Consider the following 7,325-nt stretch of genomic DNA (forward strand, 5'->3'; position numbering starts at 1 on the left):
TGCTCCTTTTAAAATATATTTAGCAAATTATTCAACGCCAACTTCAGCTTTCACAACTTCTACAATACGGTGTACATAAGCATCACAAACTTCTTGTGTTGGTGCTTCTGCCATTACACGAATAAGTGGCTCTGTTCCAGATGGACGAACAAGAATACGACCGTCGCCGTTCATTTCTTCCTCTACAACTTGAATAATTTCTTTAATTTTTTCATTTTCTAATGCTAGTTTTTTATCTGTTACACGAACGTTTACTAGTAATTGTGGGAATTTCGTCATCTCACCTGCAAGCTCAGATAATGGCTTTTTCGTCATTTTCATGATGTTTACAAGTTGAAGAGCACTTAACATTCCATCACCAGTTGTAATGTAATCAAGTAAGATAATGTGACCTGATTGTTCTCCGCCCAGATTATATCCACCACGTTTCATCTCTTCCATTACGTAGCGGTCACCAACTGCTGTTTTATCACTTGTAATACCGTTTGCTTCCAGTGCTTTGTAGAAACCTAAGTTACTCATAACTGTTGAAACAACTGTATTATGTTTCAATTGACCAGTTTCTTTCATGTACTTCGCACAAATAAACATAATTTGATCGCCATCAACGATGTTTCCTTTTTCGTCTACAGCGATTAAACGGTCTCCGTCTCCATCAAAAGCAAGTCCGATATCAGCGCCTTTTTCTTTTACCAACTCAGCTAATACTTCTGGATGCGTAGAACCTACTCCATCGTTAATGTTCATACCGTTCGGTGAAGTTCCCATCGTTGAAATATCAGCTTCTAAGTCTGCAAATAAGTATGGAGCTAAAGAAGATGTCGCACCGTGTGCACAATCTAAAGCGATATGTAAACCAGAGAAATCTTCCTCTACAGTTTGTTTAATGTATTGTAAATACTTTTGTCCACCTTCAAAGTAATCGCTCACTTGTCCAAGGTTAGTCCCTGTTGGACGTGGTAGCTCGTCAACCTCTTTGTCTAATAACGCTTCAATTTCTGCTTCTTGCTCATCTGTTAATTTAAAGCCATCTGAACCAAAGAACTTAATTCCATTATCTTGTACTGGATTATGAGATGCAGAAATCATAACACCCGCTTGTGCATCTAAAGCTTTTGTTAAATAAGCCACACCTGGTGTAGAAATAACACCAAGACGCATTACTTCTGCTCCAGTTGATAATAGACCCGCTACTAAAGCTCCTTCTAACATATGTCCAGATATACGTGTATCACGGCCAATAATTACTTTTGGACGATCTGTATCTTTTGTTAATACATAGCCGCCAAAACGTCCAATTTTGAATGCTAATTCAGGTGTTAATTCCTTATTTGCAACCCCGCGTACTCCGTCTGTGCCAAAATATTTACCCATTATTATTCGCTCCTTTTTGATTATCTACTGTTGGTTCTTGGCTCATTTCTTGGCCATTTTCTTTATCTTTGTCTTTGTCTTTATCTTTGTCTTTATCTTTGTCTTTATCTTTATCTTTGTCTTTATCTTTGTCTTTATCTTTTTCCTGATCCTGTCCTGGATCCGGTTCAGGATTTTTTGGTTTTTCAGTTTGATTTTCTTGATTGTTTTTTGAATCTGGTTGTTCAATATTACCTTGTACTTCTTTATCCGGCTTTTCTTTCTTCACAATTGTGACTTTAGCACTTTTTTGTTTTGCTTCTATCGAAATATTACCAGGACCGCTCACTTGAATAGAAACATCATTCGTCCCCGGAGATACATTTTGCAGATTAATCGCAGCTGTTATTTGAGCAGCTGTTATTTTATCTACTATACTTGCTTCTCCTGAAATATCAACGCTTATCTTTCCATCTTGTGGCGAAAGTAGCTGAGCAGTAACATCATTCGGAATTCCATTTTTTTGAATCGGGATACCATCAATAGTTTTACTTTTCGTTTGTTTTACCTTTTGTACCCCTACGGAAACCTTCACTTGATTTGGTTTTGCACTTGTTACGCCTTTTGGCAATAAAACAGAGGCATCGAATGTTGTAGAATCCGTCAATTGACTAAGATCTACCTCGACCCCCTCTATAGATTGTATATTATCCAAAATGTCTTTTGGACCTGCTATCGTTACTTCTTTTGGTTCAACACTAATATTTGTAACAGCTAAACCTTCTGGTAAATTCCCTTTTTTCGCATATGTTAAAGGAACTGTTTTTTCGACGTTATTTGCTGTAGCTTGCGTTGCTACATTCAACGTTACACTAATTTTAGATGGATTTGTTCTTACATTTAAGCGTTTTCCTTCTTTATTGTATAATGTAACGTCTGGTGTTTTTGTAACAGTTTTATTAACACCTTTTAAATCGATATATGCCTTAGCAGATGAAATACTTTCTATTTCTTCTTTCGTCCCAACTACCTCAACAGTATCAGGCTTAATAACTGATTTTTCAAGAGTAGCACCCGCTGGCATCTGATCTTCATTTGATAATTTCAAGTCTACATGAACATACTTTTTCGCTTTTTCATGCAGAGTGACTTTAATTGTTGCTGGTTGGACTGTTCCTTTCACATCATCTGGAAGCCCATTCGCTTTTAAAGAAACTTCATAAGTTCCTTTTTGACTATCTCGCAAATCAACTGATATATCAAATTGTTTTTTTGCTTTTGCTGTAGCAACTGCTGATTTTGGGCCTTCCAACTTCACCTTGACTCCACCTGCTGGAATACCACTTACAATATATTTCTCTTCATCATACTTAAGGGTAATAGGATAATCAGTTAATGTTTCTTTCGTTTCATTTACGAAAGGTAATATACTCGATGTCGTATTTTTTTCAGTTAAAGTTGCTGACATAAAAAGCATACACGCCAATAGTAATGAGATTCCTTTTAAAAACCAATGATTCTCCATTAACTTATCCATGACGCTTTCTCCTCCAATTCCATAAAGACGAAGAAGTCGTTTTTTCGTTCCCACTAAATTCAGCTAATAACATATCCTTTAGCTGTTCTGTCTTCAAATCACGATGTAACTCACCATTTTTCGTTAAAGAAATTTGACCCGTTTCTTCCGACACAACTACCGTAATACTATCAGTAACTTCACTAACTCCCATTGCAGCGCGATGCCTTGTTCCTAACTCCTTAGAAATAAACGGACTTTCTGATAGCGGAAGATAACATGCTGCTGCTTTAATTGTACTTCCTTGCATAATTACTGCTCCATCATGAAGAGGCGTATTAGGGATAAAAATATTAATGAGTAATTCTGATGACACATTTGCGTTCAGCGGAATACCCGTTTCCACATAGTCACCCATCCCAGTCTCTTTTGACAACGTAATTAATGCACCAATTCTACGTTTTCCCATATATTCCGTTGCTTTCGCTATCGCTGTTGCAACAATTTCGGGTTCATCATCTTCGTGAGTTCCTACACGCGAAAACAAGCTACCTCGTCCTAGCTGCTCAAGTGCTCTTCGCAATTCTGGCTGAAAGATAATAATAACAGCTAAGAATCCCCACGTTAATACTTGTTCCGTTAGCCAATATAGCGTATGCAATTCAAGTAAAATACTGATCATCCGGACGACAATAATAACTGTAATACCTTTTAAAAGTTGAACAGCCTTCGTGCCCCGGATTATAAGAATTAGCTTATATATAATAAACCATACAACAGCAATATCTAATGCCGTACTAAGATATTTCAAAATGGTCGTATCTTCAAAAGGCATGCTAACCCTTCCTCCTACTTACGAGCAATTCTATCCATATATTGAAATATTGTTTTATGCTCTATCTGTATGTATTTCCAACAACTAGTTAATTATACCATACATGAAACAAACGACAATTACAAACGCCCTCTTTAGCTTAAATTGGTAAGATGTCAAACTTTCTTACCCTACAGTATAATATAAGTCATTATTATACGCCTATTTTCCAATAAAAAAAGCAACTTCACAGTTGCTTTTTTTACATTTATTTCAGTTTTTCACCGAATAAAGAACCCATTAAAGCAACCGCTGTTGTTGCTGTTCTGTTTCTCTCATCTAAAATTGTATTTACTTCAACAAACTCAGCAGATGTAACAATATCAGCTTCTGCTAACATCTCCATCGCTAAGTGGCTTTCACGATAAGATAGACCACCAATTACAGGTGTTCCAACTCCTGGTGCGTCATGAGGATCAAGCCCATCTAAATCTAATGATAAATGAACACCATCAGTATGAGATAAATACGCAATTGTTTCTTCCATAACAGCCGTCATACCCATACGATCAATTTCATGCATTGAGAATACTTTGATGCCTTCTTCACGAATAAAGTCTTTTTCTCCTTCATCTAATGCACGTGCACCGATAATTACAACGTTCTCTTTCTTCACCTTTGGATATGACCCGTATAAGTCTACAAGTGAAGAATGTCCATATCCTAAACTTGCAGCAAGTGACATACCGTGAATATTTCCAGATGGTGAAGTCTCTTCTGTATTTAAATCACCGTGTGCATCATACCAAATAACACCTAAATTTTTATAATGTTTCGCTACACCAGCCAGCGTACCGATAGCAATACTGTGATCGCCGCCCAATACAAGTGGAAAACGACCTTCTTCTATAATATGATCAACCTTACTTGCTAACTCATTACATACAGTTGCAACTTGTGTAAGGTTTCTTAACTTTGTATTTTCATCTATTTCTTTTTCTCTCTCTATACATATATCTCCCATATCTTTTACGCTATATCCAATTTCTTCGATTCTTTCAATTACCCCTGCATAACGGATCGCGCTTGGTCCCATATCAACCCCGCGACGCATCTGTCCTAAATCCATTGGAACTCCAATAACTGAGATTTCTTTTTTCATAGATAGTATCCCCCTTTTATGCCTTCACTAAATATTTTAAATCTTTTATATAGTCTGACTCAACTCGACATTTTTCTGCATGGATATACATTTTATTCACTTACATTTACGTTGGAATCCCAATTTTTAAACTATTCTATGTATAAAGTTAACTTGATAAACCAACTAACTTTTCTATCAGCTAATATTTTTATCAGTGCTTTTCTCCATTACTACCTAGAATTACACAAGATATCCTCAAATAAATAGATTAAAAAACGCTTCTACATTTAGAAGCGTTTTTCTGATGCTAGTTTCCATACTGCTGCAATATTTTTTGCTGTCATTTCGATATTCTCTTCTGCCGCTTTATATGCTTCTTCTAATGTCATTGGACTAGCCGTAATACTAAACACTGCATCAATTCCCTTTTCATAAACAATTGTATAGTTCGGAGATACAGATCCACCAATAGCAATTACAGGAATATGACGAAATTTCGCCCGCTTCGCGACACCAACAGGAGCTTTTCCATAAGCTGTTTGTTCATCTATTCTTCCCTCACCAGTTACAATAAGATCGGCACCCTCTATACACTTATCAAAATTTGTATAATCTAATACAATTTCAATCCCTTTTCTTAGCTGTCCCTTTAGTACTGCAACGACAGCGGCTCCCATTCCTCCAGCTGCCCCCGCACCTGGTATTTCAGATACATCAAAAGATACATGTTGTTTAAGTATATTAGCATAATGTTTTAAATTCTCATCTAGCTCTTTCATCATCTCTACATTCGCACCTTTTTGTCTCGCAAATACAAAAGATGCCCCGCTCAGTCCAACTAAAGGGTTATCTACATCACATGCTGCTTCTAACTTTATATCTTCCAGGCGTGAATCAATCCTAGAAAGGTCAACAGTGGTTATCAAATGCAATGTCCCTCCAGAAGGTTCTATTACCTCACCTTTCCTATTTATAAATCTTGCGCCTAAGGCAGATAGCATACCAGCCCCACCATCATTTGTAGCACTTCCTCCAAGCCCTAAAATAATGTGTTTAGCTCCTTGATCTAATGCATGTAATATAAGTTCGCCTGTCCCTTTTGTCGTTGTAATAAGTGGGTTTCTATTTTCAATTGGAACGTGTTGTAATCCTGATGCTGCCGCCATTTCAATAAATGCTGTCTTCTTATCCTTAGACATACCATAAAAGGCTTGCACGCTCTCTCCAAGCGGCCCTGTCACATTAAGTGATATAATTCTCCCCATTGTAGCACCAACAAGAGATTCAACCGTTCCTTCGCCTCCATCTCCAACTGGCACTTTAACATACTCTGCTTTAGGAAAAATTGCTGCAAAGCCTCTTTCAATAGCTTCACATACCTCTATAGCTTTCAGGCTTTCTTTATATGAATCCGATGCAATGACAACTTTCATAATTACCTCCCCCTTATTCAATCCCTTTTTTTCATTTTAAACGATATACGGAAAAGTTGCCTTTTGGAGTGGAATTTAAACACAAAAAAAGCTTACATCATTTGATGTAAGCTTTCCCTATTTATATGGAGCCTAGCGGGATCGAACCGCTGACCTCCTGCGTGCAAGGCAGGCGCTCTCCCAGCTGAGCTAAGGCCCCTTAGTAATTAAGCGGAAGACGGGATTCGAACCCGCGACCCCAACCTTGGCAAGGTTGTATTCTACCACTGAACTACTTCCGCGAAAATGGTGAGCCATGAAGGATTCGAACCTTCGACCCTCTGATTAAAAGTCAGATGCTCTACCAACTGAGCTAATGGCTCGTAAATGGCTGGGCTAGCTGGATTCGAACCAGCGCATGACGGAGTCAAAGTCCGTTGCCTTACCGCTTGGCTATAGCCCATTAATATTTACTAGTATGGTTATCTTTTCAAAAAAATAAACCCTTTCAGGTTATTTTAAAGAAAATGGTGGAGGGGGGCAGATTCGAACTGCCGAACCCGAAGGAGCGGATTTACAGTCCGCCGCGTTTAGCCACTTCGCTACCCCTCCGACATTTAAAAATATATGGTGGAGGATGACGGGATCGAACCGCCGACCCCCTGCTTGTAAGGCAGGTGCTCTCCCAGCTGAGCTAATCCTCCAAAAGTGGTGACCCGTACGGGATTCGAACCCGTGTTACCGCCGTGAAAGGGCGGTGTCTTAACCACTTGACCAACGGGCCAAAAAAACAAAACAAAACAAGACTTTTCCCAAGCTTCCAACCGGGCTTGAACCGGTGACCTCTTCCTTACCATGGAAGTACTCTACCAGCTGAGCTATGGAAGCATAATGGCTCCGCAGGTAGGAATCGAACCTACGACCGATCGGTTAACAGCCGATAGCTCTACCGCTGAGCTACTGCGGAATAATATAGCCTGGCAACGTCCTACTCTCACAGGGACAAGGTCCCAACTACCATCGGCGCTAGAGAGCTTAACTTCCGTGTTCGGTATGGGAACGGGTGTGACCTCTCTGCCATCATTA

General features: G+C 38.8%; 5 protein-coding genes, 9 tRNA genes and 1 rRNA gene. All 15 read right to left on the reverse strand.

Features of this window, described 5'->3' with window-relative positions; genetic code table 11:
• Window positions 1-27 precede the first annotated feature (27 nt).
• On the reverse strand, window positions 28-1,374 hold the full coding sequence (glmM, locus tag MR071_RS14705; RefSeq protein WP_105587201.1) for a phosphoglucosamine mutase: 1,347 nt from the start codon (window positions 1,372-1,374) through the stop codon (window positions 28-30).
• Window positions 1,367-2,890, reverse strand: a complete 1,524-nt coding sequence (locus tag MR071_RS14710) for a CdaR family protein (protein ID WP_242236575.1) — start codon at window positions 2,888-2,890, stop codon at window positions 1,367-1,369. Before MR071_RS14710 ends, glmM begins: the two co-directional genes overlap by 8 nt.
• Window positions 2,883-3,704, reverse strand: coding sequence for a diadenylate cyclase CdaA (gene cdaA, locus MR071_RS14715; RefSeq protein WP_002115347.1), 822 nt, complete (start codon window positions 3,702-3,704; stop codon window positions 2,883-2,885). The genes MR071_RS14710 and cdaA overlap by 8 nt, the downstream gene beginning before the upstream one ends.
• 247 nt (window positions 3,705-3,951) lie before the next feature.
• Entirely contained in the window at window positions 3,952-4,845 is an 894-nt protein-coding gene (gene rocF / locus MR071_RS14720) for an arginase (RefSeq protein WP_105587203.1), read from the reverse strand.
• Between the two features lie 269 nt (window positions 4,846-5,114).
• Window positions 5,115-6,260 carry a glycerate kinase gene (locus tag MR071_RS14725; protein ID WP_105587204.1) on the reverse strand — a complete coding sequence of 382 codons (1,146 nt, stop codon included), beginning with the start codon at window positions 6,258-6,260 and terminating at the stop codon, window positions 5,115-5,117.
• A gap of 126 nt (window positions 6,261-6,386) precedes the next feature.
• A tRNA-Ala gene (locus tag MR071_RS14730) sits at window positions 6,387-6,459 on the reverse strand.
• A 10-nt stretch (window positions 6,460-6,469) separates the two neighbouring features.
• Window positions 6,470-6,541: transfer RNA gene (locus MR071_RS14735), tRNA-Gly, on the reverse strand.
• A 5-nt stretch (window positions 6,542-6,546) separates the two neighbouring features.
• Window positions 6,547-6,622: transfer RNA gene (locus tag MR071_RS14740), tRNA-Lys, on the reverse strand.
• Window positions 6,623-6,627: 5 nt separating this feature from the next.
• Window positions 6,628-6,702 (reverse strand) — tRNA-Gln (locus MR071_RS14745).
• Window positions 6,703-6,767: 65 nt separating this feature from the next.
• Window positions 6,768-6,851, reverse strand: a tRNA-Tyr gene (locus tag MR071_RS14750).
• A 16-nt stretch (window positions 6,852-6,867) separates the two neighbouring features.
• Window positions 6,868-6,943, reverse strand: a tRNA-Val gene (locus tag MR071_RS14755).
• 5 nt (window positions 6,944-6,948) lie between these two features.
• A tRNA-Glu gene (locus MR071_RS14760) sits at window positions 6,949-7,023 on the reverse strand.
• Between the two features lie 31 nt (window positions 7,024-7,054).
• Window positions 7,055-7,127: transfer RNA gene (locus tag MR071_RS14765), tRNA-Thr, on the reverse strand.
• A gap of 4 nt (window positions 7,128-7,131) precedes the next feature.
• A tRNA-Asn gene (locus MR071_RS14770) sits at window positions 7,132-7,206 on the reverse strand.
• 8 nt (window positions 7,207-7,214) lie between these two features.
• A 5S ribosomal RNA gene (gene rrf, locus MR071_RS14775) occupies window positions 7,215-7,325 on the reverse strand; the annotation flags it as partial.

Origin of the sequence: Bacillus cereus group sp. BfR-BA-01316 (genome assembly GCF_022664195.1) — a bacterium.
Classification (GTDB): Bacteria; Bacillota; Bacilli; order Bacillales; family Bacillaceae_G; genus Bacillus_A.

Coding starts and splice junctions, on each gene's coding strand:
- glmM (WP_105587201.1), bottom strand. CDS start 1,374: ATGGGTAAATATTTTGGCACAGACGGAGTACGCGGGGTTGCAAATAAG.
- MR071_RS14710 (WP_242236575.1), bottom strand. CDS start 2,890: ATGGATAAGTTAATGGAGAATCATTGGTTTTTAAAAGGAATCTCATTA.
- cdaA (WP_002115347.1), bottom strand. CDS start 3,704: ATGCCTTTTGAAGATACGACCATTTTGAAATATCTTAGTACGGCATTA.
- rocF (WP_105587203.1), bottom strand. CDS start 4,845: ATGAAAAAAGAAATCTCAGTTATTGGAGTTCCAATGGATTTAGGACAG.
- MR071_RS14725 (WP_105587204.1), bottom strand. CDS start 6,260: ATGAAAGTTGTCATTGCATCGGATTCATATAAAGAAAGCCTGAAAGCT.